Source organism: Pseudarthrobacter sp. rb (assembly GCF_056389225.1).
Map to the genome: position 1 here is coordinate 1 of NZ_JBWJAR010000033.1, position 26,161 is coordinate 26,161.

At 64.5% G+C, this 26,161-nt stretch carries 22 protein-coding genes, 1 tRNA gene and 1 pseudogene; 10 read left to right on the forward strand and 14 right to left on the reverse strand.

The window, feature by feature from the left end:
* Window positions 1-194: 194 nt before the first annotated feature.
* From arfA to ACWRN3_RS22365, 8 genes and pseudogenes are all read right to left on the reverse strand, one after another.
* On the reverse strand, window positions 195-1,733 hold the full coding sequence (gene arfA / locus ACWRN3_RS22330; protein ID WP_476741979.1) for an arabinosylfuranosidase ArfA: 1,539 nt from the start codon (window positions 1,731-1,733) through the stop codon (window positions 195-197).
* A 55-nt stretch (window positions 1,734-1,788) separates the two neighbouring features.
* Window positions 1,789-2,685: a carbohydrate ABC transporter permease gene (locus ACWRN3_RS22335; RefSeq protein WP_476741980.1), complete on the reverse strand. Its 897-nt coding sequence runs from the start codon at window positions 2,683-2,685 to the stop codon at window positions 1,789-1,791.
* 2 nt (window positions 2,686-2,687) lie between these two features.
* Window positions 2,688-3,667 (reverse strand): annotated as a pseudogene (locus ACWRN3_RS22340) (carbohydrate ABC transporter permease).
* 25 nt (window positions 3,668-3,692) lie between these two features.
* Window positions 3,693-5,027, reverse strand: a complete 1,335-nt coding sequence (locus ACWRN3_RS22345) for an extracellular solute-binding protein (protein WP_476741981.1) — start codon at window positions 5,025-5,027, stop codon at window positions 3,693-3,695.
* 214 nt (window positions 5,028-5,241) lie between these two features.
* A complete protein-coding gene (locus tag ACWRN3_RS22350; protein WP_324643110.1) occupies window positions 5,242-6,243 on the reverse strand; it encodes a LacI family DNA-binding transcriptional regulator in 1,002 nt (333 codons plus the stop codon).
* A 62-nt stretch (window positions 6,244-6,305) separates the two neighbouring features.
* Window positions 6,306-7,217 (reverse strand): NUDIX hydrolase, encoded by a 912-nt coding sequence (locus ACWRN3_RS22355; protein WP_324643111.1) that lies wholly within the window; start codon window positions 7,215-7,217, stop codon window positions 6,306-6,308.
* A gap of 15 nt (window positions 7,218-7,232) precedes the next feature.
* A complete protein-coding gene (locus ACWRN3_RS22360) occupies window positions 7,233-7,766 on the reverse strand; it encodes a RidA family protein (RefSeq protein ID WP_255173267.1) in 534 nt (177 codons plus the stop codon).
* 1 nt (window position 7,767) lies between these two features.
* Complete coding sequence (locus ACWRN3_RS22365; RefSeq protein ID WP_009359196.1) at window positions 7,768-7,923, reverse strand: DUF4177 domain-containing protein; 156 nt, start codon at window positions 7,921-7,923, stop codon at window positions 7,768-7,770.
* Window positions 7,924-7,960: 37 nt separating this feature from the next.
* Between ACWRN3_RS22365 and ACWRN3_RS22370 the strand changes: the two genes are divergently transcribed.
* The 5 genes from ACWRN3_RS22370 to ACWRN3_RS22390 all read left to right on the forward strand — a co-directional run bounded on the left by ACWRN3_RS22370 (window position 7,961) and on the right by ACWRN3_RS22390 (window position 15,166).
* Entirely contained in the window at window positions 7,961-10,291 is a 2,331-nt protein-coding gene (locus ACWRN3_RS22370) for a transglycosylase domain-containing protein (RefSeq protein WP_476741982.1), read from the forward strand.
* Between the two features lie 6 nt (window positions 10,292-10,297).
* On the forward strand, window positions 10,298-11,242 hold the full coding sequence (locus ACWRN3_RS22375) for a metallophosphoesterase (protein WP_476741983.1): 945 nt from the start codon (window positions 10,298-10,300) through the stop codon (window positions 11,240-11,242).
* 132 nt (window positions 11,243-11,374) lie between these two features.
* Window positions 11,375-13,183 (forward strand): ABC transporter ATP-binding protein, encoded by a 1,809-nt coding sequence (locus ACWRN3_RS22380; RefSeq protein ID WP_476741984.1) that lies wholly within the window; start codon window positions 11,375-11,377, stop codon window positions 13,181-13,183.
* On the forward strand, window positions 13,180-15,006 hold the full coding sequence (locus tag ACWRN3_RS22385; RefSeq protein WP_476741985.1) for an ABC transporter ATP-binding protein: 1,827 nt from the start codon (window positions 13,180-13,182) through the stop codon (window positions 15,004-15,006). Before ACWRN3_RS22380 ends, ACWRN3_RS22385 begins: the two co-directional genes overlap by 4 nt.
* An 83-nt stretch (window positions 15,007-15,089) precedes the next feature.
* Window positions 15,090-15,166, forward strand: a tRNA-Pro gene (locus ACWRN3_RS22390).
* 152 nt (window positions 15,167-15,318) lie between these two features.
* Here the strand turns inward: ACWRN3_RS22390 and ACWRN3_RS22395 are convergent.
* Complete coding sequence (locus ACWRN3_RS22395) at window positions 15,319-15,546, reverse strand: hypothetical protein (protein WP_476741986.1); 228 nt, start codon at window positions 15,544-15,546, stop codon at window positions 15,319-15,321.
* Between the two features lie 130 nt (window positions 15,547-15,676).
* Here ACWRN3_RS22395 and ACWRN3_RS22400 point away from each other — a divergent pair, with 130 nt between their 5' ends.
* Complete coding sequence (locus ACWRN3_RS22400) at window positions 15,677-16,942, forward strand: helix-turn-helix domain-containing protein (RefSeq protein WP_476741987.1); 1,266 nt, start codon at window positions 15,677-15,679, stop codon at window positions 16,940-16,942.
* An 87-nt stretch (window positions 16,943-17,029) separates the two neighbouring features.
* Here ACWRN3_RS22400 and ACWRN3_RS22405 read toward each other — a convergent pair whose 3' ends face one another.
* Window positions 17,030-17,965, reverse strand: coding sequence for a phosphoribosylaminoimidazolesuccinocarboxamide synthase (locus tag ACWRN3_RS22405; protein WP_224027039.1), 936 nt, complete (start codon window positions 17,963-17,965; stop codon window positions 17,030-17,032).
* Between the two features lies 1 nt (window position 17,966).
* On the reverse strand, window positions 17,967-19,283 hold the full coding sequence (gene purD / locus ACWRN3_RS22410) for a phosphoribosylamine--glycine ligase (protein WP_476741992.1): 1,317 nt from the start codon (window positions 19,281-19,283) through the stop codon (window positions 17,967-17,969).
* Between the two features lie 95 nt (window positions 19,284-19,378).
* On the opposite strand from purD, the gene ACWRN3_RS22415 reads away from it, so the two are divergent.
* From ACWRN3_RS22415 to ACWRN3_RS22425, 3 genes are all read left to right on the forward strand, one after another.
* Window positions 19,379-20,965 carry a molybdopterin-dependent oxidoreductase gene (locus ACWRN3_RS22415; RefSeq protein WP_476741988.1) on the forward strand — a complete coding sequence of 529 codons (1,587 nt, stop codon included), beginning with the start codon at window positions 19,379-19,381 and terminating at the stop codon, window positions 20,963-20,965.
* Between the two features lie 113 nt (window positions 20,966-21,078).
* Window positions 21,079-22,095: an asparaginase gene (locus tag ACWRN3_RS22420; protein WP_476741989.1), complete on the forward strand. Its 1,017-nt coding sequence runs from the start codon at window positions 21,079-21,081 to the stop codon at window positions 22,093-22,095.
* A gap of 38 nt (window positions 22,096-22,133) precedes the next feature.
* Entirely contained in the window at window positions 22,134-22,511 is a 378-nt protein-coding gene (locus tag ACWRN3_RS22425) for a sterol carrier family protein (protein ID WP_255173275.1), read from the forward strand.
* Window positions 22,512-22,533: 22 nt separating this feature from the next.
* Here ACWRN3_RS22425 and ACWRN3_RS22430 read toward each other — a convergent pair whose 3' ends face one another.
* From ACWRN3_RS22430 to ACWRN3_RS22440, 3 genes are read right to left on the reverse strand one after another with little or no spacing between them, the layout of a single operon-like run.
* A complete protein-coding gene (locus tag ACWRN3_RS22430; protein ID WP_476741990.1) occupies window positions 22,534-23,295 on the reverse strand; it encodes an SDR family oxidoreductase in 762 nt (253 codons plus the stop codon).
* A 14-nt stretch (window positions 23,296-23,309) separates the two neighbouring features.
* Complete coding sequence (locus ACWRN3_RS22435; protein ID WP_255173277.1) at window positions 23,310-24,053, reverse strand: aspartate/glutamate racemase family protein; 744 nt, start codon at window positions 24,051-24,053, stop codon at window positions 23,310-23,312.
* Window positions 24,054-24,077: 24 nt separating this feature from the next.
* Window positions 24,078-25,646, reverse strand: coding sequence for an NCS1 family nucleobase:cation symporter-1 (locus tag ACWRN3_RS22440; protein ID WP_476741991.1), 1,569 nt, complete (start codon window positions 25,644-25,646; stop codon window positions 24,078-24,080).
* 310 nt (window positions 25,647-25,956) lie between these two features.
* Here ACWRN3_RS22440 and ACWRN3_RS22445 point away from each other — a divergent pair.
* On the forward strand, window positions 25,957-26,161 hold a 205-nt coding region (locus tag ACWRN3_RS22445; RefSeq protein WP_476741803.1), incomplete at its 3' end, for a hypothetical protein.

Sequence of the window (26,161 nt, forward strand, 5' to 3'; positions counted from 1 at the left end):
CCCGAGCCTGGTTGCTACAGCTCTGGAGCCCCACCCGATCTCAAACAGCGCCACCGCGGCCTCGCGCTGTTCCTCGGACAACGAACTTCTTCCATGCATAAAACTGCTCCCCGAAAGTCAGAACTGACTTTTCAGTCCAACTTTCGGGGAGCAGTTCACACGGGGCGGCCTTTCTTGTTGCGCGGATGCGGGAGTCAGTTCTTCACCACGTCCAGTTCGACGACGGCCCACGACAACGCAGGAAGGCTGAGCCGCAGCTCAGAGCCGTTTGCCTTGGCACCCTCCAGCGGCTTCAGGCCCACGCGGTCCTGGTTGTCCTGGTTGTTGATGGTGAAGCGGTCGCCGCCGTCAGGGATTTCCAGTACTTCCGCCCTGACCACCCGCTGTGCGTCGAAGCCCCGCAGGCTGACCTCCACGTCCGCAGCCTCCTCGAGCCCGCGGTTGGCGAGGAATAAGGCCACCCGGCCCGTCTCCTCATTCCAGTTGGCGCTGACATCGACCAGGTCCGTATCGCCAAACCGGGTATTGGTGTACTTGTCGGAGTCGACGGACAACCGCAGGATCTGGCCCTTCGCCAGTTCCGCCATCCTGGAGAACGGGTGGAAGATTGTTTGCCGCCAGGCCGGACCGTTCTCCTCGCTGAAGATGGGGGCGATGACGTTGACCAGCTGCGCCTGGTTGGCGATCTTGACCCGGTCGCCGTGCCGGAGCAGCGAGTTAAGCAACGTTCCGACGACGACGGCGTCCGTGACGTTGTACTTGTCCTCGATGACCCGCGGGTGTTCACGCCAGCCGGCCTTGGTCACGTTGTGCGGCTGGTCCTCCGTGTCCAGGCCCCGCTGGTACCAGACGTTCCATTCGTCGAAGGACAGGTTGATGTGCTTCTTGTGCTTGCCCTTGGCCCGGACCGCGTCGGCGGTGGCAATGACCGATTCGATGAAGTAGTCGGTGTCGACGGCGCTGGCCAGGAAGCTGCCGACGTCCCCGTCATGCTCCTGGTAGTAGGCGTGCAGTGAAACATAGTCGACTTCGTCGTAGGCGTGGGTCAGGACGATCTGCTCCCAGGCTCCGAACGTGGGCATCCGTGAGTTGGAGCTTCCGCAGGCCACCAGTTCGATGTCCGGGTCGACGAACCGCATGGCCTTGGCCGCCTCCTGGGCCAGCCGGCCGTACTCTTCCGCCGTCTTGTGGCCGATCTGCCAGGGGCCGTCCATTTCATTGCCCAGGCACCAGAGCTTGATGTTGAAGGGGTCCTTGTGGCCGTTTTTGGCGCGCAGGTCCGAAAGGCGGGTGCCGCCCGGGTGGTTGGCGTATTCGACGATGGCGCGGGCGGCGTCCACTCCCCGGGTGCCCAGGTTGATGGCTTCCATAATTTCGGTACCAGCCTGGCGGGACCAGTCCACGAACTCGTGAAGGCCGAAGGCGTTGGTTTCCAGGGTGTGCCAGGCCCCGTCAAGCCTGCGCGGCCGGTCTTCGCGGGGGCCAATTCCGTCTTCCCAGTCATAGCCGGAGACGAAATTGCCGCCGGGATAGCGGACCACGGTGGCGCCGAGCTCCTTGACGAGCTTGAGGACGTCCTGGCGAAAGCCGTTTTCGTCGGCCTCCGGGTGGCCCGGTTCGTAGATGCCGGTGTAGACGCAGCGGCCCATGTGCTCCACGAAGGAGCCAAAAAGGCGCCGGGGCACTTCGCCGATGGTGAAGTCGCGGTCGAGGGTGATTCTGGCGCGGGACATAAGAATGATCTCCTTGGTTGAACTTCAGGCAGGTGGTGGAAAGCGAAGGTGGGCGTCAGGTGCCGGCGAGTCCCGTCATCGCAACGCCCTTGATGATCTGGCGCTGGAAGAACAGGAAAAGCAGGATCAGTGGCAGGGCCGCGAGCAACGCGGACGCCATGTTCTGGGCGTACTGGATGCCGTAGGCGCTTTTGATGGTCTGCAGCCCCACGGGGAGGGTCAGGACGGACCCGTCGTTGGTGGCGATGAACGGCCAGAGGAAGTTGTTCCAGGCGCCGATGAACACGAAGATTGCCACGGCCGCGAGGATGGGGCGGGACAGCGGAAGGATGACCTGGAGGAAGATCCGCATCCGGCTGGCGCCGTCCATGACCGCGGCTTCTTCGAGTTCCCGCGGGATCTGGTCGAAGAACTTCTTGAGCACGAACACCATGGCGGGGTGGATGACCTGCGGCAGGATGATGGCCCAGGGGGTATCGATCATGTGCAGTGCCACCATTTGGTAGAACAGCGGAATGATCAGGACCGGCGGTGGAACGATGATGGACGCGATGATCACGGTCATCAGGACCTTCTTGCCCCGGAAGTCGATGCGGGACAGCGCGTAGGCCACCAGCGCTGAGATGACCAGCGTGATCACTGTGATGGCTGCCGAGGTGTACAGGGAGTTCCAGGTCCAGAGCGGGATGTTGCCGTCCTGGAACACCTTGACGAACGCATCGGCGGTGAAGCCCGACGGCGGGATCCAGCTGATCTTCGGAGCGGCGGCATCAGTTTCGCTCTTGAAAGCGGTGACGGTTGCCCAGGCGAAGGGCACCATCCAGAGGACGGCCAGCAGGGCGGCGACTGCCAGGACCGCAACGCGGCCGGGGCTCATCCTGCGGCCGTTCCTGCCGCCGGCGGACGGCGTGGCCGTGGAGGGAACAGGGCGGGCGAGGGTTTCAGTTGCCATGGCTATGCACTCCTGCGGCGGGTGATGAGGAACTGGATGACCGAAACGGCCACGATCAGTCCGAAGAAGATGTAGGAGATGGCTGCCGAGTAGCCCAGGCGGTATCCGGTGAAGCCGGTTTCGAAGATGTACTGCACCACAGGCCGGGTGGCGCCGCCGGGGCCGCCGGCTGTCATTTGGTAGACCTGGTCGAAAATCTTCAGCGACGCCAGGATCTGGAGGAGCACGATCATCACAGTGGTGGGGCCAGCTGCGGCAGGGTGATGGAGAAGAACTGCCGCCAGGCACCGGCCCCGTCCAGCGACGCCGCCTCATAATGCTGGGCGGGGATGTTCTGCATCGCCGCCAGGTACAGGAGGAAGTTGAAACCCACCGTCCACCACAGTGTGGCGATGACGATCGCCCACATCGCGACGCCGGGGTCGTTCAGCCACGCAACTTTCGGCAGCCCTATTTTGGCCAGCGAGTCGTTGATCAGGCCCAGCTGGGGGTTGTACATCCAGGTGAAGAACAGGGAGACAACAGTGGAGGCCAGCAGGTACGGGGCAAAGTAGAAAAGCCGCCACAGCCATTGAGCGGGCAGTCCGACATTGACCAAGGCGGCCATGACCAAGGCAACGACCACCAGCGGGACAGTGCTGATGACCGTGAAGTAGAGGGTGTTGCCCAGCGAATGCCACATGTCGGAGTCTGCGAGGGCTTCGCTGTAGTTCGCCAGCCCAATCAAGCTGTCGTTGGCGCCGGTAAGGGACTTGCCGGTCAGGCTCATGTAAAGCCCGTAAAGGAGGGGCCAGACGAGGAAGACCATGAAGAATGCCAGGAACGGGGCGGCAAAGGCCCAGCCGTTGAGGTTGTCCCGGCTTCCCTGGGAACGGGACCCGGCGGTCCTGGACCCAGCCTGCCTGGAAATTCTTTGGCGGGACAGCCCGGGCAGCGGGCTCGCCGCCCCGTCGTTGTTGTGTGATGTTGCTACGGAACTCATTTGGACTCCTGTGTCGCTTGGCGGTTCAAACCGGGTTGGGACGGGAAAGCAGGGTGTTGGTGCGCCGCACGAAGGCATCCCAGCCATCAGTTGCCTTGTCGCGGCCCAGGAGCACGTTCTGCACGGTCTCCGCAAAGTACGTTTGCCAGTCGGAGCCCGATCCGCTGAACCAGGCCTCCGGGTCGTAGGCGATGATGTCTGCAGCGTTGGCGTAGTGGATCTGGGGCGTGAGTTCGCGGTAGGCCTGGGACTGCACCACCGGCTGGTAGGCGGGGATATGTCCTGCCTCGGCCCAGGACAGCGAGCCTTTGAGGATGTCGCTGACGAATTTGTAGACGTCGCGGCGCTTGGCGTCATCGACGTTCAGCTGCCGGGGAAGCACGAAGGAATGCGAGTCAGCGTAGGCGGCCGGCGTTCCGAACAGCGTGGGGATGGTGGCGGCGTCAACGGGCAGGTTTGCCTTCTTGAAGGTGGGAAGCTCCCAGACGCCGCTGAAGAGCATGCCTGATCCTCCCCGGGCGAATTCCGCGATACCGGTGCTGATGTCGCCGCTTTGCGCCGCGATGGTGTCATCGAACAGTGAGGTCATGAACTCGAGGGACTCAACGGCGGCCTCGTTGTCGGCCACCATTGGCTTGCCGGGGGTCAGTTCCATGCTTGCCCCGTGCTGCCGGTAGAGGGTGTAGAAAAGGCGCCACATCTGTGACCCGCTGCCGAGGTACCCGAAGGACAGACCATGCGCCTGGGTCACTTTCTGCATTTCCCGCGCGATGCTGATGAATTCCTGCGGGGACTTCGCCTCCTGCAACTGCCCGTTGCTGCCAAGCAGTCCTGCCTTTCCCGCCACGTCACGGTTGTAGAACATGACAAAGGGGTGCGAATCCAGGGCGATGGAGAAGACTTTCCCGTTGTTTTGGCTCTTGTCCCAGATCCTGGGCGCGAAGCTCTGGCTGGTGACCCCGAACTCTGACAACAGGTCCAGGTCCCACGGGTCGATCAGGCCTCCGGGCGCATAGCCGGGAACGCGGCTGGCATGCATGATGGCCAGCTGCGGGGGACGGCCACCGGCAGATGCCATGGCCAGCTTGGTGTAGTACGGCGGCCCCCAGGCAAGGACGGTCGGGGGCACCTTGAACTCGGGGTTGGCGTCATTCACCTTGCTGATCATGTTCTGCATCTTGATGCCGTCACCACCGGAAAGGAGATGCCAGAACTGGATATCCCTGGGGGCCGCCGCGGAGGCATTTCCGCCGCACCCGGACAGGGCAGCCGCGGCGAACACGCTTCCCAACGCTGCGGTTCCGGACAACAGCCGGCGCCTCGACAGCTGCCTGTCGTCGAAAAAATCAAACTGCTTCACCCGTCACTCCTTTGGATGGGTCCGCTGAAAGTCATTCCGTTGCCACAACCGTTGCTACCGGACGTACCTCATCGCAGTCCCGCAGCCCCGGTGTGATGCACGCCTCACATTACATCGATGTAATGTGTCCTGCAATGAAGATTGTTAGCGTTCGCAAAAGTAATCCTGCGGTCTCGTTTCCAAGCCAAGACGGGGCCGGCGCTACGGGCGGGGCCTAGGAGGAGGTGCTTTCCCGCTCCACGACTTCGTAATCGACGGCCACTACCCGCTGCGGGCCCTCGCGGTCCCGCATGCGTTCGGTGAGGAGCCGCAGGGCCTCACTGGCCACCCGGCGCTTGTCGAAAGAAACAGTTGTCAGTGCCGGCACCGCGTACTTCGCATCCGCGATGTCGTCGAAACCGGCAACGGCTACATCGTCGGGAACCCGGAGGCCGCGCTTCCACAGCACGCTCAGGGCACCGATCGCCATGGAATCGGTGAAACAGAAAAGCGCCTCTGGCACCGGATGCGCGTCAAGGTACGCGGAAAGAGCATGGGCTGCCATGTCCGGGCTCCACTTTTCGCAGGGGATGATCAACGAGTCATCCCAGGGAATGCCCAGTTCACCCAGTGCGGCCTGGTACCCACGGGTGCGGAGGACGGCGGCCGCGGAGCCCCTGTCTCCGGCGGCGCCCAGAACCGCAATGCGCCGCCTCCCCGTCCTGCCGAGCGCCAGTGTCATGTCGCGGGCGGCGGCGACGCTGTCCACCCACACCCGGTCGGCCAGCTTCTGGGACACTTCCCCAAGCAGGACCACTGGCGGCAGGGCAACGCCCACTTTGACGGCACTCTCGTCCAGCACCACCGGGTTGAGGATGAGCCCGTCTATCAAGTTGGACCGCGCGCGGGACATCAACTCGTACTCGCGGGTGGGATCGGACCCTGTCTCCTCGATCTGCACGCTCCAGCCCTGTTCATGGGCTACTTCCACCACGCTGTGCGCAATTTCAGCGGAATAAGGCGTGCCCAGGTCAGGCAATGCCAGGGCAATGACGCCAGACCTGCCGTTGCGCAATCCCCGGGCTGAGAGGTTCGGGACGTAATCCAGTTCCGCCATTGCCTGCTCCACCTTGAACCTGGTGGGGCCGCTGACCGGAACAATTCCGTTCATGACGTTCGAAACCGTCTTTGGCGAAACCCCCGCGAGGCGCGCGACGTCCTTGACCGTTGCGCGCAAACGCGCCCCCTTGCTCCCGGTGTGGCTGTGGTGACGAGTTTATACTCCGGCCCGGCAAAGCATCAGCGCTCGCGCTGGTGGTCTCCCGCCACGGTCTTGGCTGCCTCGACTTCGAGCATGAGCCTGCCGTCCTCTTCAACCAGGGACGGCTGGTACACGTGCGGCTTGCGCTTGTAGCTCAGATAGGCGATGCAGCCGTTGGCCGTCGCCATCTTCTCGAGCATGATTTCGGAACCCGGGACAAGCAGTTCGCCCAGCGGACGGCCCACGGTGTTCTCCTGGCCGGCCTCGTCACCGAGCTTGCTGGTGTTGCGCTCCTGGACCACCTCCGCGGCGTTGACCCACCTGCCCCACACGCCTTTGCCCTCAAGCAGCGAGGGTTCCTGGCCAAGAGGCTGGGTGGCGGCGAAGTAGCGGGTGTCGAACCTGCGGTGTGCAAAGTCGGGGCTGCGCCAGTTGACCAGTGACTTGAGCAGGTCGGTCCGCAGGGAGAGCCCGCGCTTTCCCAGCACCTGGGCCAGGGTCTTCTCCTGGTCCGCAACCGCGACGCGCGCACGCATCCATTCGGAGGTCGACGTCGCTTCGACTGTATTGGACATGTCCGGACCGGCCAGCAGGATGCCGGTTTCCTCGAAGAGCTCCCGGATGGCGCCCACCACGTGGCGCCGCGCCAGCCCGACGTCGTCCGTTCCCATTTGCTCAGCCCAATGCTGCGGCGACGGGCCCAGCCAACCCATGGGCTCGTCGTCGGACGGGTCAAGGGACCCGCCGGGGAAGGCGAGGACCCCCAGCGGCGAAGAGCCGGGCCGGTAACCCAGCCACGTCTCCAGGCCGGTGGGGGAATCACGCAGGAGGACTACGGATGATGCGTAACGGGCGGCCCTCGGGGTCCGCTCGCCGTGTTCGAGCCAGCTTTGTGCTGCCCCTTCAAGATCCTGGGGCAGTGCAAAAAGGCGTCGTGCGAGGTGCGGCAAGGGAAGTGTCCGGTCTTAGCTGAATTCGGCGATCAGCTCGACCTCTACGGGAGAGTCGAGCGGAAGAACGGCAACGCCGACGGCGGAACGTGCGTGCTGCCCGGCGTCGCCAAGGACGCGGCCCAGCAGTTCCGAGGCGCCGTTGACGACCGCGGGCTGGCCCGTGAACGTCGGGTCCGAGGCGACGAATCCCACAACTTTAACGATGCGGGTGATGCGGTCGAGGTCCCCGATGACGCTCTTGACGGCGGCCAGTGCGTTGACCGCGCAGACAGCCGCGTAGCGCTGGGCGTCCTCCGGGGAAACGGTGGGCTCCTCGGCGAACCCTTCCGTACCGGCGGACACCTTGCCCGTAGCTTCGAGTTTGCCGTTAATAAACGGCAGCTGGCCCGAGGTGTAGACGTGGCTGCCGGAGACGACGGCGGGAACGTAGGAGGCCACCGGCGCGGCAACCTCGGGAAGGGTGAGGCCAAGTTCAGCGAGGCGCTGCTCAACGGCGGATACCGGCGCCGTTGCGGCGCTGGACTGGGCTTCTGCGGGGGTGCTCATGCTACTGCTTCTCCCTCTTGAGGTAGGCGACAAGGCCGTTGCCGTCAGGTCCGGGGACTACCTGGACGAGCTCCCAGCCGTCCTCTCCCCACTGGTCCAGGATCTGCTTTGTGGCGTGGATGATGAGCGGAATCGTCGCGTACTCCCATTTGGTCATGAGAGAAAGCGTAGCCCTTGCCGGTAAAGTGGAAAACATGGCGACTCGCAACAACCCCTTATTCGACACTGCCACCACACTGGGTAAGATCCTTCTTTTCCTTGGTGTGAGCGCGATTTGCGGTGTCCTCGTGGCGGGCCTGCTGGTCCCTGCCGCCGCCGTCTCTGGCAGCGCGGCAAGCGGTTCCATCGATTTCTTCGATTCCCTTCCGGCGGAACTGAAGGTTGATCCGCCGAGCCAGACCACCAGGATCCTGGCTGCCGACGGCAGCGAGATCGCCAGCGTGTACACGGAGAACCGCACCAAGGTTCCGCTGGACCAGATTTCACCGAACATGAAGAACGCCATCATCGCGGTGGAGGACAGCAGGTTCTACGAGCACGGCGGTGTGGACACCACCGGCATCCTCCGCGCGCTGGTCGCCACCGCCCGCGGCAACAAGCAGGGCGCGTCCACCATCACGCAGCAGTACGTCAACAACGTCCTCAACGCCAACCTCGCAGCCGCCGGCGAAGAGGACCAGATCAAGCTCAATGGCGTCAACAAGGGCGTGGGCGACAAGCTCCGCGAAATGAAGCTCTCCATCGCGCTGGAGAAGGAGTTCACCAAGGACCAGATCCTTGAGGGCTACCTGAACATCGTGTTCTTCAACCGTGACGCCTACGGCATTGAAGCGGCGTCCCACTACTTCTTCAGCACCACCGCCAAGGATCTGACCCTGCCGCAGGCAGCGCTCCTGGCAGGCCTGGTGAACAGCCCCTCCGCCTTCGATCCCATCACCAACCCGGAGAAGTCCAAGCAGCGGCGTGACCTGGTGCTGGGTCTGATGAAGGACCAGAACAAGATCACCGCGGAGGAATACCAGGCCGCCGTGGCCACGCCGGTGGAGCCCAAGGTGACCCAGCCGAAGCAGGGCTGCGCATACGCCGCTTCCGCCCCGTACTTCTGCGACTACATCCTGCACCTGCTGGAGAACAACCCGGCTTACGGAGCGGACGTCAAGGAACGCCAGCGCCTCATCTACGGCGGCGGCCTGACCATCACCACCACCCTTGACCCCAACGCCCAGGCCACGGCCCAGGAGCAGGTCAACGCCGCCACCGGGGCCAATCCCGATAAGTGGGGCTCCTCGATGGTGTCCGTGCAGCCGGGTACCGGCAAGATCGTCTCAATGGCCCAGAACACCACGTTCCTGCCCGGCCAGGGCTTTGATTCCCAGTTGAACTTCAATGTGGACAAGCTGGACAAGGACGGCAACGACCTCAACGGCGTTGGCGGCTTCCAGCCCGGATCCACCATGAAGCCCTTTACCTTCGCTGAGTGGCTCAATGAGGGGAAGACCATGAACACGGTGGTCAACGCAGCCCAGCGCGTGTATCCGCTCAACTACCCGTGGAAGAACACCTGCGGCAAGGTCAACGGCGCGTACAACACGGCGCAGAAGTCCTTGGGCGCAGCGGACGACCTCCAGAACGCTGAGCCGCAGTGGTACCGCCCGCTCACCGTCCTTGAGGGCCTCTACAACTCCATCAACACCGTGACGTTCGCGTCGGCGGCCCAGCTGGACTTCTGCGGCATCCAGAAGATCGTCGACGCCGTGGGCCTGCACAGCGGACTGCCCTCGGCAGACGGCAGCGAGCCGCACCCCAAGGTGGACATGATGACGCTGGGCAACCTGCTCGGTTCCACCCAGACATCACCGCTCACCATGGCCAGCGCGTTCGCGACCTTCGCGAATGACGGCAAGTACTGCGAACCCATCGCCATCACCTCGGTTGTGGACGCCACCGGCAAGCAGCTCCCGGCGCAGTCCAGCAGCTGCCGCGATGCCATCAAGCCCGAGGTTGCCCGCGGCGTGAACTACGCGCTGCAGGAAGTCATGAACCGGGGCTCGGGCGCACTGATCCAGCCGCGGCTTTCCACCAAGACCAGCTTCCCCATCGGCGCCAAGACCGGTACGTCCAACAACAACGGTTCCACCTGGGTTGTTGGCCACACCACCGGCCTGGCCACCGCCGCCTGGTTCGGTGACCCCCTGGGCGGACAGAGCCGCGCGGGACAGAACATCACCGTCAACGGGAAGTTCTACCAGGGCATCGACGGTTACATGATCGCCGGGCCGATGTTCTCCAACTTCATGACCAAGATCGCTCCGGCGTACGGGACCAACCCGTTCCCCGCGCCTCCCAGCAACATGATCAATGGCACCACCGCCAACACGACGCCAGGACGGACCACTCCCCAGGCAACCCAGGCTCCTGTCCCCGCCCCGCAGGCGACGCAGGCGCCGGCCACCCAGGCGCCGGCACCGGCGCCCGCCCCCACCAGCAATGGGAACGGCAACGGCAACGGCAAGGGAAACGGCTAAACACGCATGAATATCGATAGCCTGGCAAGCCGCGCCCGTTCAATCGGGCGCGGCTTTGCCGTCACTGCCGGAGCCGGGGCCGCGGCCGGAATGGCCGCTTTCGGGTATGGCCTGTGGGAGAAGAACCAATTCGTCCTCCGCGAGGAAACCCTGGCCATCCTCCCGCCCGGCAGGTCCCCTTTCCGGATCCTGCACCTGAGTGACATCCACTTCGTGCCCGGGCAGAAGAAGAAGGCTGACTGGCTTGGGTCACTTGCCGACCTCCGGCCGGACCTGGTGGTGAATACAGGCGACAACCTCAGCCACGTCAAAGCAGTGGACCCGCTGCTGGATGCCCTGAAGCCGCTGCTGCGGTTCCCCGGCGTCTTCGTCCCGGGTTCCAACGACTACTTCGCACCCAGCCCGAAGAATCCCGCGTCCTACTTGCTGGGACCGTCCAAGGTGAAGCCCAAACCTGTTGCCCTTGACTGGCCGCGCCTGCGTTCAGGGTTTGGCATGAGCGGCTGGGTGGACCTGACCAACCGTCACCAGTCGGTTGTCCTCAACGGCATGCGCTTCGATTTCTCCGGCGTCGATGATCCGCACCTGAAGCGGGAACGGTATGCCGGCTGGCCCCGGGGAACGGTCAACCAGGATTCGAATGACCACCTCCGGATTGCCGTCATCCATGCGCCGTACCAGCGGGTGCTGGACCACTTTACGGAGGACGGCGCGGACCTGCTGCTGGCCGGCCATACGCACGGCGGCCAGCTGTGCCTCCCCGGTTACGGCGCCATCATCGCCAACTGCGACATTCCGACCTGGCGGGCCAAGGGCCTCAACGACTGGTCAAGCAACGGAAGCACGACGCCGGTCAACGTCTCCGGCGGGATCGGCACCTCGCGTTTCGCCCCTGTCAGGATCGCCTGCAAGCCGGAGGCTGTCCTGCTGACCTTGACCTCCCCCAGCTGAGCGTCGCATTACAGGGTGCAATAACCGGGGAAGCAGTCAGAGGGCCGCGGCATCCCTGTGAATCGTCTCACTCAATGGCTTAGGGTTGGTGCTAGAGGAAACTACATTCGTTTTAGAGCTTGAGAAGCGGGCATGGCCAAGCAGACTCCCTTTTTCCGATCCATCAGCCGTCTTTATCCGCACGTCCGGCCCATTATCCCCCGGCTTTTGCTCGGCCTTCTCTGCGCGCTTCTGGCCAGTGTGGTGGCATTGACCATCCCCCAGGTGCTGCGGGTCCTGGTCAACACCGCCCTGCAGCCCGGGGGTTCGGCGGAGGCGGTCTGGACCTCTGCAGGCGTCATCCTGGTACTGGGAGTCGCCGAAGCGGGACTGGTGGCCCTGCGCCGGCAGTTCGTGATCAACCCTGCCACCACCGTGGAAACGCGGATGCGGGTGTCGCTCTATGACCATCTCCAGGAACTGACCGTCTCCTTCCACGACCGGTGGGGCTCCGGGCAGCTGCTATCCCGTGCCATGACCGACCTGAACTTCCTCCGGCGGTGGATGGCCTTCGGCGCCATCATGCTGGTGGTCACCACCCTGACCGTGGTCATCGGCATCGTGGCCATGTTCGCGATGAGCTGGCAGCTGGCCCTGATCTTCCTTGCCGCCGCCGTTCCCATCATCATCAACAGCTTCCGGTTCCGCACCCGGTTCAGCAAGGTGGCCAGGCGCAGCCAGGACCAGGCCGGCGACCTTGCCACCACGGTGGAGGAATCCGTCCACGGAATCCGCGTGCTCAAGGCGTTTGGGCGGAGCCGGGAAGCCCTGGAGAATTTCAACGAGCAGGCTGAGGAACTGCGCCAGACGGAGATTGAGAAGGCACGCCACCAGGCAACGTTCACCCTGGTGGTCACCCTGCTTCCCGAGCTGGCGCTGGGTGCCGGCCTGGTGGTGGGTGTCATGCTGTGCGCGAGCGGCGAATTGAGCATCGGCGCCCTGGTGGCGTTCTTCGCCACTGCGGCAGTCATCGCCTCCCCCGTGGAGTTCTCCGGCATGCTGCTGGCCATGGCACTTACCGCCAAGACCGCCGTCGACCGCCACTACGAAGTGATGGACACCCGGAACACCATCAGCAGCCCCGCGGAGCCGCGGCGGCCAGGCGAACTGGCCGGTGCGCTCCACTTCACCAACGCCACCTTCGCCTTCGAGGATGCCCCGGACAAGCCGATCCTCAAGGACATCAACCTCGACGTCAGGCCCGGGGAAACCATGGCCCTGGTTGGCATCACGGGCAGCGGAAAAAGTGCGCTGATCCAGCTGGTGCCGCGCCTTTACGACGTCACCAGCGGGGCCATCAGCATCGACGGCGTGGACATCAGGGACTTCGAGGTGGAGGAACTGCGCAGGATTGTGGGCGTGGCCTTCGAGGACACCACGCTCTTCTCCAATTCGGTGCGGGATAACGTCCTGCTCGGCGCGCCCGTCCGCTCCGAGGAGGTCCTGGACGAGGCCCTCGACGTGGCGCAGGCCCACTTCGCCTACTCCCTGCCCCAGGGCGTGGACACCCTGATCGGCGAGGAGGGCCTGAGCCTGTCCGGCGGCCAGCGGCAGCGCATCGCCCTGGCCCGCGCCATCGGCGCCCGTCCGCGCGTCCTGGTCCTGGACGATCCCCTGTCCGCCCTTGATGTCCACACCGAGGAACTGGTGGAAGCACGCCTCCGGGAGGTCCTGAAGGACACCACCACCCTCATCGTGGCCCACCGGCCGTCCACGGTAGCCCTCGCTGACCGTGTGGCGCTGCTGGAAAACGGGCGCATTGCCGCCGTGGGAACGCACACCGAACTGCTGGCCCGCAACCAGCACTACCGCTACGTCATCGCCAGCCTGGACCGGGAGCCGCGGGACCTGGACACCGAACTGTCGGCACTTGAGGACCAGGCTGAGGAAGTGACCCGATGACTACCGCATCGTTCGGCACAGCCAACGAAGACAACGCCCACCTCACCAAGGCGGAGAGCCGGGCAGTACGACGCCGGTCGCTCGCCTTGCTGGGGTCGCTGATCCGTCCCGTGCGGGTGCGGTTCTGGCTGACCATCGCCATGGTGGTGCTCTCCCAGGCCGCCCGGGTGGCGGGGCCCGCCCTGATCGCCTTCGGCATCGACCACGCCCTCCCCGCCCTCCAGACCGGCAACAACCTCCCGCTGATGTTCACCGGAGTCGCCTACCTGCTGGCAGCGGTTGCGACGGCGGGACTCACCGCCCTGTACGTCACCTCAACCGCGCGGCTCAGCCAGGCCATGCTGCTGGATCTCCGGGTCCGCGTGTTCCGGCACACCCAGCGGCTCAGCCTGGAGTTCCACGAAAAGTACACCTCAGGCCGCATCATCGCGCGGCAGACCTCTGACCTTGAGGCGCTGCGGGAGCTCCTTGACTCGGGCGTCAGCTCGCTGGCCTCCGGAATGTTGTTCATGGCCTTCACCGCTGCCACCATCTTTGCCCTGGACTGGCGGAGCGGGATGCTGGTGCTGGCCGCCGGCGTGCCCATGTTCTTCCTCTCGCGCTGGTACCAGAAGCACTCGCAGATCGCCTTCCGGGAATCACGCGTGGTCTCTGCCCGGCTGATTGTGCATTTCGTGGAAACCATGACCGGCATCCGCGCTGTGAAGGCCTTCCGCAAGGAGAGGGAAAACTCGGAGCGCTACGGGAAACTGGCTGAGGACTACCGGCTGGTGACCGTCCGCTCCATCAACCTCAACGGCATCTTCCAGCCCGGCCTGGTGCTGATCGGCAACGTCTGCGTCGCCGTCGTCCTGCTCTTCGGCGGGTTCCGCGTGCTGGGCGGCGACCTTGCCGTGGGCGTGCTCCTGGCCCTCATTCTGTCCACCAAACGGTTCTTCCAGCCCGTGGACCAGATGGCCATGTTCTACAACTCGTTCCAGAGCGCGCAGGCAGCCCTGGAGAAAGTTTCCGGACTCCTCGAGGAGGTGCCAACGGTGCGGCCGCCAAGGAACCCGATCGCACTGCCCAACGCCACGGGGCGTATCGACTTCAACGACGTTGAGTTCCGCTATGGCGACGGCCCCGTGGTGGTGCCCACCCTGGACCTGCACATTCCCGCCGGGCAGACCGTGGCCCTGGTGGGCCAGACGGGTGCCGGGAAATCGACCCTCGCCAAACTCATCGCCCGGTTTTATGACGTCACCTCCGGCACGCTCACCCTGGATGGTGTGGATCTCCGGGACCTGGCCACTTCCGACCTCCGCCGGAACATCGTCATGGTCACCCAGGAAGCGTTCCTCTTCAGCGGCTCCGTGGCGGACAACATCGCCCTGGGCAGGCCGCAGGCGTCACGCGCTGAAATCGAAGAGGCTGCCAAGGCAGTGGGAGCACACGAGTTCATCCTGGAACTTCCCGAGGGCTACGACACGGACGTCAACAAGCGCGGCGGCAGGGTCTCCTCCGGCCAGCGCCAGCTGATCAGCTTTGCCAGGGCCTTCCTGGCCCGGCCGGCGGTGCTGATCCTGGATGAAGCCACCTCCTCGCTGGACATCCCGTCCGAACGCCTGGTACAGGCCGGGCTGGCCAGGCTGCTGGCCGGAACGGAAGCAGCGCGGAGGACCGCGCTCATCATCGCCCACCGGCTTTCCACGGTGGAGACGGCGGACCGTGTCCTGGTGGTCCACGACGGTCGGATCGTGGAGGACGGCACCCCTGAAGAACTCATCGGCGGGGGTGGCCGGTTCGCTGACCTGCACGGGGCATGGAAGGATTCGTTGGTTTAAGGTTCCCGGGGGTTCCCCGGCGTCCGGATTTCGCATCGGGACCCTGGATCGGCTATCCTTGTAAAGTTGCTTTTGCAGCGGATCGGGATGTAGCGCAGCTTGGTAGCGCGCTTCGTTCGGGACGAAGAGGTCGCAGGTTCAAATCCTGTCATCCCGACCATAACGAAAAGAGGGTCTCCTTACGGAGGCCCTCTTTTTTGTATCTCGATGTGGTTACGGCAAATCCCCACATGTGACACCCATCAGTTAAAAGGAACAGCCCCGGAGCTGTTGCTCCAGGGCCGCCTTCGCCTCCTGTTGTGAGGAAGCTATTTACATCGGGTCCGGCCAGTTGCCCGTGTACGTGGTGTACGTGGTGTCCGTAGTGGACGTGGCCTTCTTGCCCTTGACCGGCTTGGACATCGGGTCCGGCCAGTTGCCGGTTGCGACCGACGAACCAGTCGCGTCCGCGAGGGAACCGGCAGAAAGGACGGCCGGAGCAGCCGCAGAAAATGCCAGCGCGCCAGCAAGGACGGCCGCAGTTGCGATCTTCTTCAACATAGTTAGGTTCCTCAATACGAGTCGGATTCGTTACAAAGCCAGCACTGTCCTTGTTGACACACATTGTAAAATATTTTCCACAGGGGCTGTCAAGCGTTTGGCCCAAGACAGCCCACGAAGGGAGGATCCAATGGGAAACGGATTCGGAGAGAAGCTCCGCGCGGAACGGCTCGAGCGCGGAATGACGCAGGCTGAACTCGGCAAGGACCTCTATTCTCCTAGCTACATTTCTTTGCTCGAAACAGGACGCAGGGAACCGACGGCAGAAGTCATCGAAGAGCTCGCCCGGCGCCTGGAACTCGCACCCAAAGCGCTGGAGGCGTGGAGCCAGCCAATATCTATTGGCGACGCAGAGTACGTACTTGCGGGCCTCTATGCCCGTCAGGCCTGGGACCTTAGGGACTACCCCTTGGCGGCCAGCCACGCAGCGTCAGCTGCACAAATCGCATTGGACGCCAAGAACACCAGTGCCTGGTGGAACATGACCTACATGCAGGCCGAATGCCTCATGAAGCATGGGGACTTGAAAGAGTGCCAACAAATCATCGAACGCTTGATGGAACACCCTATGGCTCGGGAGTCCGTAGGACTCGGAGTTCGGGCCCGGCAAATGCTTGCCACCGTGTACCAGCGCCAGGGGCAACTCTCGGCCGCTGTCGACCAAGCGATGGAAGCCATGAAGCTCGCAGAGCAGCTACCGAAGAGTTCGACAATTATCACCGGAGCTCTTCGGGCCCTCATCGGCGCTCTGGCTGAAAGCGGCAGGCTCGACCAGGCCTGGTCATACTGTCAAACCCTCGTCGCCCAGGTCGACGAAAATTCCATGTCCCAGTTGGCCGGCGAAGTGGCGTGGGTAGTTGGCAATGTCGCTTTCATGCGTCACGACTACGCGGAAGGCGTCAAGCACCACGAGCGGGCCGCACGCTTGCTCTCCCCCGCGAACGACATTGAGTTGTGGGCAAGGTTTAACAAAGCCTCCGCAGCGGTCAGGCTTTCCTCAGGAATTGTCGAGCCCGAGACGCTGGCTGCGATCGAGCGCGCCGAGCTGGCGTTCTCCATTGTCAGCGGCACCAAGAGCGATGAGCTCGAAGTCGCCTTCATCCGCGCACGATGGCTCTACTTAACCGGTGACATCGTCGCCGCCGTCGAAAAACTCCGCGAAATCCACGCCGAGCGTGCAGAGCTCGCCAAACACACCGCGGGTGAAGTTTCGCTCCTCCTGGGCAAGTCGCTCAAGGCCGCAGGCGACACAGAAGAGGCACTCGTGCATCTGGAAGAAGCCCGGAAGGCCTTCGCTACAGCCGGCGCGCAGGACCGGGTGCAGCAGGCGCTGGACGCCATCCTTGAAATCAAACTGGCGCAGAAACGCGCGGCGGCGGCTTCCAAAGCCAGCTGACCACGGGGCCCGCTAACCAGAAAGCCAGTTAACCGAAAAGCCAGGCCAGCCCGCGGACGGCGGGCTCACCTGGCTTTTGGTTGCGTCCTAGGAAAAGGTCTTACCGGTGATCTTCTCGTACGCCTCGACGTACCGGCTGCGGGTTCGGTCCACCACGTCTGCCGGAAGTGCCGGCGGCGGGGTGTCGGATGACTTGTCCCAGCCGGATTCGGCCGAGGTCAGCCAGTCACGCACGTACTGCTTGTCGTAGGACGGCTGGGCCTGTCCCGGCTTGTAGGTGGCTGCGTCCCAGAAGCGCGAGGAATCGGGGGTCAGAACCTCGTCGCCAAGGGTGATTGAGCCAGAGACGGCGTCGTACCCGAATTCCACCTTGGTGTCCGCCAGGATGATGCCGCGCTCCCGGGCGATCTTTTCCGCCGTCGTGTAGATCTTCAGGGTCAGCTCGCTGAGGCGGCCGGCGATGTCGTCCCCCACCAGGGCCACCACGGCGTCGTAGGTGATGTTCTCGTCATGCTCGCCGATCAGGGCCTTGGCGGACGGGGTGAAAATGGCGTGCTCCAGCCGGGATCCGTCCACCAGCCCCTCCGGCAGCGGGATGTTGCACACCGTTCCGGACGCCTTGTATTCCACCAGCCCGGAACCGGTGAGGTAGCCGCGGGCAATGCACTCCACCGGGAACATGTCCAGCTTTTTGCAGATCATGGCCCGGCCTTCAACCTCGGCGGGCACACCGTCCTCAACGGTGGAGCCGAGCACGTGGTGTTCAACGCCAAGCTGGTCGAACCACCAGAGGCTCAGCTGGGTGAGGATGCGCCCCTTGTCAGGGATTTCGCTGGACAGCACGTGGTCGTAGGCGCTGATGCGGTCGCTGGCCACCACCAGCACGCAGTCCTGCCCGAACCGCTGAAGGACGGCTTCGTCGGCGGGCTCGTAGAGGTCGCGGACCTTGCCGGAATATATGTGCTTCCAGCCGGGCAGGTCCAGGGTGTCGGTGGCGTAGCCGCGGTTCTCGGGAGTAGTCATGTCAGGCCTTTGCTTTCACGATGGGCATCGAGCCCGTAGCGCCGTAGGGCACCTTGATTTCGCCGCGGGCGGCCTTGCCGGCAATGTCGCTGCGGAACTGGGAGCCTTCCAGCTGAACCAGCTCCACGCCGTCGTACGCCCGTTCGCGCGCCTCCACCAGGTCGCTGCCCAGGGCGACGACCGCCAGGACGCGGCCACCGGCGGAAACCACCTTGCCGTCCGCGTCCAGGGCGGTTCCGGCGTGGATGACGTGCACGCCGTCCAGGGCTTCCACCTTCTTGAGCCCGCGGATACGGTCGCCCGTGCGGGGCTTGTCCGGGTAGTTCTCGGAGGCAATGACGACGGCGACGGCGGTTTCCTTGGCCCACCGCAGCTCTTCTGCCTTGTCCAGTTCGCCCTTGGCGGCCGCCATGAGCAGCGCACCGAGGGGGGTCTTGAGCCGGGCGAGGACTGCCTGCGTCTCGGGGTCGCCGAAGCGGACGTTGAATTCGATGACCCGGGTACCACGGGAGGTGAGGGCCAGGCCGACGAACAGGACGCCAACGAAGGGGGTTCCGCGGCGGGCCATTTCATTGACCGTGGGCTGGGCTACCCTTTCGAGGACTTCCTGCACCAGGCCCTCGGGCGCCCACTCGAGCGGGGTGTAGGCACCCATGCCGCCGGTGTTGGGCCCTTCATCGTTGTCGAAGATGCGCTTGAAATCCTGGGCGGGCGAGAGCGCCACGGTGTTCTGGCCGTCGCAGAGGACAAAGAGGGAAACCTCGGGGCCGTCCAGGAATTCCTCGATGACCACGGAGCCGCCGGCGTCAAAGCAGGACTGGGCGTGGGCCAGGGCTTCGTCACGGTTCCTGGTGACCACTACGCCCTTGCCGGCAGCCAGGCCGTCGTCCTTCACCACGTACGGGGCACCAAAGGTGTCCAGGGCGGACGCTGCTTCCTCGGCGTTGGTGGCCACGAGGGCCATGGCAGTGGGGACGCCGGCCTCCGCCATGACCTCTTTGGCGAAAGCTTTGGAGGCCTCCAGTTGGGCAGCAGCCTTGCTGGGTCCGAAGACGGGGATACCAGCTTCACGAACGGCGTCGGAGACACCCGCGGCCAGGGGAGCCTCCGGGCCCACCACCACCAGGTCCACGGCCAGCCGGGTGGCCAGTTCCGCAACCGCATTCGGATCATTGCTGTTGATGTTGTATGTGGGGACCAGCTTGCTGATCCCGGCATTGCCGGGCGCCGCGTGGACTTCGGACACGTTGGGGTCGGCAAGCAGGGAGCGGACAATGGCGTGTTCGCGGCCTCCGGGGCCAATGACGAGTACCTTCACAGTGTCCAAGGGTACTTTGTGCACCCTTTCCGCTCCTAAGCTGTGTCCTTCCCCGCCCGGTCAATCCGTGCCGCCCGCCGCTCCGAACCATATTCATGACAAAGCTTCGAAACCGGATTACGGGCCCCGCCCCCATGGCCGCACTGGCAGGCGTGGTGGCGGCCGCCGTCGTACTTGCCGTTGCGGAGCTGATTGGCGCATTCTTCACCGCCCGGGCAACGCCCCTGTTTGCCTTGGGCTCCACGTTCATCGACTTCACCCCGCCGTGGATGAAGGACTTTGCGATCGCCACCTTTGGTACGAATGACAAGGCCGCCCTGTTCGTGGGCATGGGCCTGACCATCGCTGTGCTGGCCTGCATCCTGGGCGTGGTGGCCTACCGGAAGTGGGCCCTGGGAGTCCTGGGGGTCCTGTTCATGGGGGCCGTGATCGTGGCCTGCGTGGTGACCCGCTCCGGCGTCAGCGGCGCGGACGCCATCCCGTCCATTCTGGGAACAGTTGCCGGCCTGGCGGTCCTGCGCCGGCTCATGGTGCCGCTGTGGGGGCTGAAGACGTGGCCTGAAGCGCCGGCGGACCAGGCGGACGACGACGACGCCACCCAGCAGGGTGCCGGCACCAACCGTCGGCGCTTCTTTGCTGCTGCCGGGGTTACCGCGGTGGCCGCCGGCATCGCCGCCACAGGCGGGCGGCTCCTGGGCGCGGCCCGCAGTAATGTCACCAAGGCGCGCGATGCACTCACGCTGCCGGCGCCGGCAAAGGCGGCGTCCCCCGTGCCGGCTGGCGTCCAGTCCCCGGTACAGGGCGTCACGCCGTGGCTGACACCCAACAATGACTTTTACCGCATCGATACTGCCCTGAGCGTCCCGGAAATCAACATTGATGACTGGCAGTTGCGCGTGCACGGCCTCGTGGAGCAGGAGGTCACGCTGACCTTTCAGGACCTGCTGGACGCGCAGCTGATCGAATCCCATGTGACCCTCACCTGCGTGTCCAACCCGGTGGGCGGCAACCTTGCCGGCAACGCCAAATGGTTGGGCCTTCCCATCCGCGAGGTCCTTGCCCGCGCCAAGCCAAAGGACGGTGCCGACATGGTGCTGTCAAAGTCCATCGACGGTTTCAGCGCCTCCACCCCCTTGGAGGTCCTGCAGGATGACAGGGACGCCATGCTGGCTATCGGCATGAACGGCGAACCGCTGCCGCTGGAGCACGGCTACCCGGTGCGGATGGTGGTTCCAGGGCTCTACGGCTTCGTCTCCGCCACCAAGTGGGTGGTGGACCTGGAGGTCACCCGTTTCGCGGACAACAAGGCCTACTGGACCGAGCGTGGCTGGTCAGAGCGGGGTCCCATCAAGACCATGGCCCGCGTGGACGTGCCCAAGTCCTTCGCGAAAGTGCCTGCCGGGAAGGTCGCCGTGGGTGGTACCGCCTGGGCCCAGACGCGGGGCATCGCGAAGGTGGAAATCCAGATCGACAACGGCGACTGGGCGGAGGCCACGCTTTCCACCGAGGCCTCCACCGTCACCTGGCGCCAGTGGTCCTACGAGTGGGATGCCACGCCGGGCCCGCACTACATCAAGGTCCGCGCCACCGACGGCACCGGTGAGGTCCAGACTGACAAGCGTGCCGATCCGGTTCCCGACGGCGCCTCAGGCTGGCAGTCGGTAATGGTCACTGTTCAGTAGAAGGTGACTGTTCAGTAGAAGGTCACGGTTCAGTAGAAGGTCACGGTTCAGTAGTTGGCCACTCCCAAGTAGATGACCACGGTTCAGTAGGGGCTGGCCCATAGACTGGCCGTATGCCGCACAATCCGCACGCAACCTTTACCGTGGACTCCGCCGTCGAACTGGCTGTGATTGAACGCAGCGGCTTTGTGGAGTCGCGGCACATCGGTTCCGCCGTCCTCCTGTCCGCCGACGGCGCGGTGGTGACCGAGCTGGGAGACATCACTACGCCCATCTACGCCCGGTCCGCGCTGAAACCGTTCCAGGCACTGGCGTCCATGCAGTCCGGCGTTCCGCTGCGTGGCGCCCAGGTTGCCATCGCGTGCGGAAGCCACACAGGGTCCCTGGACCACATGGACGTGGTGGCGGGAATGCTCAAGGCGGCCGGCGTCCGCGAAGACCAGCTGCAATGCCCTGAAGCGTGGCCGCAGGACGAAACGGCCCGGAACTGGCTGGTGCGCTCCGAGAAGGGGAAGTCGCGGCTGGCCTACAACTGTTCGGGAAAGCACGCCGCTTTCCTCTGGGCCTGCACCGAGAACGGGTGGGACACGCACAGCTACCTGGAGCCCAACCACCCGCTGCAGCAGCGGGTTCGCAGCGTCATCGAGGAATACACCGGCGAGAAGATCGCCCATCTGGGGATTGATGGCTGCGGTGCCCCCGTGGCGGCGGTTTCCCTCAAGGGCCTGGCCCAGGCGTACTCACAGCTGGCCAAGGCCCCGGGCGACCAGAGCTTCAGCGCCAGGGCCGCCACCATCGCCACGTCGATGCTCGATTACCCGTGGGCCGTTCAGGGCCGCGGCGAAGCCAACACCGTGGTGATGGACGAGCTGGAGGTCATCGCCAAGATCGGGGCCGAGGGTGTCCTTGCCATGGCCACGCCCCAGGGGGTCTCGGTCGCCGTGAAAATCCTGGACGGGAACATCCGGGCGACGTCGCTGGTGGCCCTGACCTTGCTTGCCGCTGCCGGGGCCGCGGAGATCCCGGGGGTTGCCAGCGCCTTGGAGAAGGTGGTGGAACCCGTACTGGGCGGCGGCCGGCCGGTCGGCAAGATCCGGTTGGGGCCGGCGGTTTCGGCCCTCCTGGACTGACACCCTTCTCCACCCGACGCGAAAGGAAGACTGAGAGCATGGCCGTAGCCCGCCGTCGTATTGACGTCCAGGAAGGCAAGGCAGCGCTGAAGGCATGGCTGGAAGGTGCGCAGCCGCCGTCGGGCGCTCCCCTGCCGCGGACCGTCCTGGCCACTGCCGTGCGGTACTCCCTGGAGGAGCTGACGGCGCGGGCTCCGGGCAACTCGGTCGAAGTGCGGGTGCCGCCGTTTGGCGTCACCCAGTGCGTGGAGGGCCCGCGGCATACGCGCGGCACCCCGCCCAACGTCATTGAGTGCGACGCCGCCACCTGGCTTGCCATGGTTACCGGCAGGATGGCATGGGCGGACGCCGTCGCTGCCCACAAGGTGGCGGCGTCCGGACTGCGAGCGGACCTCTCGGCCCTGCTCCCCCTCTAACCTGCCGCCGCCCGCGGGGTGGCTACCCGCGTCCGATGAAGGGCATGCCCGCGGCGGTGACCACTACCGAGCCCACGCTGGCCGAGGCCGGCATGTTGGCCATCATCAGCACCGCGCGCGCCGCGTCCGCCACCGGGAACATCGGTTCCACCTTGCGGCTGCCGTCCGCCTGCAGCGCCCCGGAGCCGACGCCGATGGTGTCCATGATCTCCGTGGCCGTGTTGCCGATATCGATCTGTCCGCACGTGATGCCGTGACCGCGGCCGTCCAGATCAATGCTCTTGGTCAGCCCGGTCATGGCGTGCTTGGTGACGGTGTACGCCACGGTCCGGGGCCGGGGCGAATAGGCCGAGATGGACCCGTTGTTGATGATCCGCCCGCCCTGCGGCTCCTGGGCCTTCATGGCCCTGACTGCGGCCGCCGCACACAGCATGGATCCGGTGAGGTTCACGGCCAGCGTTGTGTTCCAGTCCTCCAGGCTGATTTCGTCCACACTGGCCGCCGGACCAAAGACACCGGCGTTGTTGAACAGCACGTCCACCCGCCCCCACTGTTGCCGGGCCGCCTCGAAAAGCCGTTCGACGTCGTCGGGCCGGGTGACGTCGCAGGGCACCACGAGCGCGTCCGGGCTGCCGTCCGCGGTTTCCTTCAGCTGCGCCTCCCGGCGGCCGGCAAGTGCCACGCGGTAGCCGTCGGCCAGCATCTGCCGGGCGACCTCCCGGCCGATGCCGGATCCGGCCCCGGTGACGACGGCTACTCTTCGGACCTGCTGGGGGGTGCTCACGGTGTCCTCCTGGCTCAGAGCTGTGCCGGCACGGCCGGCGTGTTCAGTGGCCAGCCTATGACGGTCTTGGGCCTTGGGGCAGCGAAGGTCCGCACTTTGGAGGTGGACAGGCGCATCCGGACCAGGGATTCAGCGATGGTGACCGCGGAGGCCACTCCATCCACCACGGGAACGCCGGCCCGCTGCCGGATCTGTTCATCCAGCCCGGCCATGCCGCCGCAGCCCAGGACAATGACCTCGGCCTTGTCCTGGGTGACCGCCAGCATAGCCTGGTTAATGATGGCTTCCACGGCGCGGTCCGGCTCCTCCTCAAGCTCCAGCACGGCCATGCCGCTGGCCCGGACTGACGCGCACCTGGCGTCCAGCCCGGCCAGCTTCAGCCGGTCCTCAATGAGGGGAACCGTGCGGTCCAGGGTGGTGACCACGGAGTACTTATGGCCCAGGAACATGGCCGTACTGGCGGCGGCCTCCGTGATGTCCACCACCGGCACGTCCAGGAGCTCCTGCAGCCCTTCGCGGCCATGTTCGCCGTAGCCGGCCTGGATAACGGCGTCGAACGGCTCCGGGTAGGAAGTGACGGCATCCATGACGGCGATGGCAGCCAGGTAGCTTTCGAAGTTTCCTTCGCAGGAGTCCGCGCCAAACCTCGGGGTGATACCGACGATTTCCGTCCCGGCAGCGGCCACGCTGCGCGCAGAGGCCGCAATCGAATCTGTCATCGACTCGGTGGTGTTGACGTTTGCGACGAGTATGCGCATGGGGTGGTTCCTTAGGGGGTGGGCTCAGTGGGTGCTGGCGACGGCGATGGCCTCGCCGTCGTGGTCCACGAGTCTTTGGTTGCGGTCGGCGATGAAGAAGTAGAGCGTCGCGGCGATGCCGGCGGCAAAGAACCAGGCGAAGGGCGCCGCGGCGGCCAGCCCCGGAACGAAGGCGATCAGGAGGGCCAGGACGGCAGCGGGAACCATGGCGATTACCGCCCTGGGGTTGACGCCCTTCTTGTAGAAGTACGCCCCGTCCGGGGACGCCGTATAGAGTTCCGGCACGTTGACCATGCCACGCCGGATCAGCCAGTAATCAGCCATGACAACGCCGAACAGCGGGCCGAGCAGCGCACCGAGGCCGCCGAGGAAGTACACAATGACCAATGGGTTGTTGTAGAGGTTCCAGGGCAGGATGAGAAGGCCGATCGTGGCGGAGACCATCGCCGCCTTGCGGAAGTTGAGCCGTTTGGGGAACAGGTTGGTCAGCGCATACACGGGGGCCACGAAGTTGGCCATCAGGTTCACTGCGATCGTAAGGATCAGCAGGGCAAGGCAGGCCAGGACCAGGAACAGCGTGTTGGGGATGGTCTGGACGATATCCGACGGGCTCTTAATGATGGTGCCGTTGATCTTGAACTGGCCGCCGGCCATCACCACCACAATGGCTCCAAAGAGCAGCATGTTGATGGGAATGCCCCAGAAGTTGCCGCGCACTACAGCCTTCTTCGAGACCGCGGAGCGGGTGAAGTCGCAGAAGTTCAGGACGAAGGTGCCGTAGATGGACACCCACAGGGCGCCGCCGGCGAAAATAGTGAGCCACATTTCCGGCCCTTCCAGTGCCTTGTCCGAGGACCAGGCGATGCTTCCTCCTGCTTCCACGAAGATCCAGACGGCCATCGCGGCCATGGTGGCAAGGATGACGGGGCCGGCGAAGGCCTCGTATTTGCGGATCATTTCCATCCCGAAGCTGACGATCACCAACTGGACCACCCAGAGGGTCACGAATGCCATCCAGCCCAGCGTGGACAGGCCCAGGATGGAGTCTTTGTCCAAGTCTGCCAACGCAGGAAACATGGCTACGAGCATCACGCGGAACACCACGGAAGCGAGGTACGTCTGGATGCCGAACCAGGCCACAGCCACGGCACCGCGGAGGAGGCTGGCAATCTGCGCTCCCCTGATACCAAAGCTGATGCGGCTCATGACCGGAAAGGGAACACCGGTTTTGACGCCCATGAATCCGGAAAGCGTCAGGAGTCCGAACAGCAGCGCCGCCCCGATGCCGAGCGCCATAAGGATCTGCCACCCACCCAGTCCCAAGGCGAACAGTCCAATGGCAAAAGCGTAGTTGCCCAGGCTGTGCACGTCATTCGCCCAGAGGGTGAAGATGCTGTAGCTGGTCCAGCTGCGGCCGGCGCGCTTGGTGGGGGCAAGATCGGAGTTATACAGGGAAGGGCTGATGGCCGTACCCGAGGCGGCGCTGGCTGATTCGCAGAGGGCTTCAACGCTGCCGGAGGGATGTCCTGCAGGAGCGGACGGCACTGTCACGCCCTGCTCCTCATCAACGCCCGCCGTGGGAGGGGTTTGCATAGGGGTCTCAATTCTTTGGAGTATTCCGCGTGGTGAGGCCGACCTGGGTCGTTTCTGTTATTCCACATTGCGGAAACGAGATATTGAATAGTGAAATAAGAGTATGACCTGGGTCACTGCGGGTCAAGTGCTGCCGGCGTATCCCAGCGGTCACAATGCGTTCCTTCAGGGCTGCACCCGGCAATCGCCGCAATGGTGGCCTCCATCACGTTGACCCACCGACAGCCTCCCCCTAATCTCGTATAGCAATAATGTTTTCTCACAGTACGAAAACAGTGCCTACCGCATTCAAAGACGAAAAGAGGCTGCCGTGGCTGCAGGAGAAGATACCTCCCATATCCTCAGCGGGTTGACTAACCAGCTGCCTGATCGTGATCCGGAAGAGACGGCCGAGTGGGTTGAGTCCCTGGACGCGTTGATCAGGGAACAGGGCACCGAGCGTGCCCAATACATCATGCGGAGCCTGCTGCAGCGCGCCGGCGCGCAGAGCGTGGGGGTGCCGATGGTGACCACCA

Excerpts from the sequence above, each read along its gene's own strand:
- ACWRN3_RS22425 (WP_255173275.1), top strand. The coding sequence starts at position 22,134 with ATGGCCGTAGCCCGCCGTCGTATTGACGTCCAGGAAGGCAAGGCAGCG.
- ACWRN3_RS22335 (WP_476741980.1), bottom strand. The coding sequence starts at position 2,685 with ATGGCAACTGAAACCCTCGCCCGCCCTGTTCCCTCCACGGCCACGCCG.
- ACWRN3_RS22375 (WP_476741983.1), top strand. The coding sequence starts at position 10,298 with ATGAATATCGATAGCCTGGCAAGCCGCGCCCGTTCAATCGGGCGCGGC.
- ACWRN3_RS22380 (WP_476741984.1), top strand. The coding sequence starts at position 11,375 with ATGGCCAAGCAGACTCCCTTTTTCCGATCCATCAGCCGTCTTTATCCG.
- ACWRN3_RS22435 (WP_255173277.1), bottom strand. The coding sequence starts at position 24,053 with ATGCGCATACTCGTCGCAAACGTCAACACCACCGAGTCGATGACAGAT.
- ACWRN3_RS22400 (WP_476741987.1), top strand. The coding sequence starts at position 15,677 with ATGGGAAACGGATTCGGAGAGAAGCTCCGCGCGGAACGGCTCGAGCGC.
- ACWRN3_RS22415 (WP_476741988.1), top strand. The coding sequence starts at position 19,379 with ATGACAAAGCTTCGAAACCGGATTACGGGCCCCGCCCCCATGGCCGCA.
- arfA (WP_476741979.1), bottom strand. The coding sequence starts at position 1,733 with ATGTCCCGCGCCAGAATCACCCTCGACCGCGACTTCACCATCGGCGAA.
- ACWRN3_RS22420 (WP_476741989.1), top strand. The coding sequence starts at position 21,079 with ATGCCGCACAATCCGCACGCAACCTTTACCGTGGACTCCGCCGTCGAA.
- ACWRN3_RS22385 (WP_476741985.1), top strand. The coding sequence starts at position 13,180 with ATGACTACCGCATCGTTCGGCACAGCCAACGAAGACAACGCCCACCTC.
- ACWRN3_RS22370 (WP_476741982.1), top strand. The coding sequence starts at position 7,961 with ATGGCGACTCGCAACAACCCCTTATTCGACACTGCCACCACACTGGGT.
- ACWRN3_RS22405 (WP_224027039.1), bottom strand. The coding sequence starts at position 17,965 with ATGACTACTCCCGAGAACCGCGGCTACGCCACCGACACCCTGGACCTG.
- ACWRN3_RS22440 (WP_476741991.1), bottom strand. The coding sequence starts at position 25,646 with ATGCAAACCCCTCCCACGGCGGGCGTTGATGAGGAGCAGGGCGTGACA.
- ACWRN3_RS22365 (WP_009359196.1), bottom strand. The coding sequence starts at position 7,923 with ATGACCAAATGGGAGTACGCGACGATTCCGCTCATCATCCACGCCACA.
- ACWRN3_RS22395 (WP_476741986.1), bottom strand. The coding sequence starts at position 15,546 with ATGTTGAAGAAGATCGCAACTGCGGCCGTCCTTGCTGGCGCGCTGGCA.
- ACWRN3_RS22360 (WP_255173267.1), bottom strand. The coding sequence starts at position 7,766 with ATGAGCACCCCCGCAGAAGCCCAGTCCAGCGCCGCAACGGCGCCGGTA.